The following is a 1192-nucleotide window of genomic DNA, read 5'->3' on the forward strand; positions in this document are numbered from 1 at the left end:
GATGGTGGGTGTGGGTGCAGGCCGCAGCGTACTCGGCCGGTGTCCGGTAGCCCAGCGCTGAATGCCGGTGCCGCAGGTTATGGTCGGTCTTGAAGTCACCGATGACCACGCGGGCCTCGAGCAGGGAGGTCCAGTGGTTGCGGTTGAGGCACTCGGTGCGCAACCGGCGGTTGAACGACTCGATGTAGCCGTTGTTCCACGGCGTGCCGGGCGGAATGTAGGCGATACCGACCCGATCGACGCAGAACCGTTGCAGCGCTGCAGAAATCAGCTCGGGACCGTTGTCGCACCGCAGCACCTTCGGCACACCCCGAGCAGCGAAAACCCGCCCGAGCTCGGTGACCAGCTTCTCTGCGGTGATCGAGCGTTCCACCAGGTGCAGCAGCGACTCACGAGTGTGCTCATCGACCATCGACGCGATCTTCACCACCCGCCCATCAACCGTGGAGTCGAACTGGAAGTCCAACGCCCACACCGTCCTCGGCGCGTCCGCGTCGATCACCGACACCGACGACGACCCGGCGCGTTTACGTCGGTGATGCACGCGAACCTGCAGGCCCTCCTGCTTCCACAACCGGTGCACTCGCTTGCGGTTGACCTGATGGCCTTCGTCGAACCGCAACGCCGCCCACGCACGGCGGAACCCATGACAGGGATTCTTGCGCGCGTATTCGCGCAGCCAGGCCCGAGCGCCGGCATCGGGATCATCCGGTGTCTGGTCGAGCGGCAGCCGCCGGAACGTGGACCGATGTAACCCGACGACCTTGCAGGCGAACCGCTCGGACATGCCCTTGACCTGCCGGAGCATGTCCACAGCCCGCCGCTGGGCCGCCGGGCTCAGAAGTTTCCCCGAGCAATCTCCCGCAACGCGTCTTTCTCCAGCTCGGCATCGGCCAGCAGCCGCTTGAGCCGGGCGTTCTGCTCGCGCAGTTCCTTGAGTTCTTTGGCGGCGTCGGTGTCCATCCCGCCGTACTGACGACGCCAGTTATACAACGTCGCCGCCGAGATCCCCAGCTCAGCCGCGATCTCCTCACCCGAAGCCCCGGCGGCGGCCAACTCGTCGGCACGACGCAGCTTCCGCACGATCTCTTCCGCGGAATGCCGCTTACGTCCTGCCATAGTCCTCAGTGTCCCTTCCAGCCCCTCACCAGGGCCAACAGGACTCTAAATCCGGGCGGACTCATTCACCGGG

Annotated in this window: 1 protein-coding gene; it reads right to left on the reverse strand. The window is 65.5% G+C overall.

What is annotated here, in order from left to right:
* Positions 1–1119 (reverse strand): IS3 family transposase gene (locus tag ABZW96_RS37650; RefSeq protein WP_355081660.1). Its coding sequence is split into 2 segments (ribosomal slippage), with 1120 coding nucleotides annotated over them: positions 1–852 and positions 852–1119; the frame shifts between segments, so codons are not numbered across the junction. This gene is flagged as partial in the annotation.
* Positions 1120–1192: the final 73 nt, after the last annotated feature.

The organism is Nocardia sp. NPDC004168 (assembly GCF_040610355.1).
GTDB classification, from domain to species: domain Bacteria; phylum Actinomycetota; class Actinomycetes; order Mycobacteriales; family Mycobacteriaceae; genus Nocardia; species Nocardia sichangensis.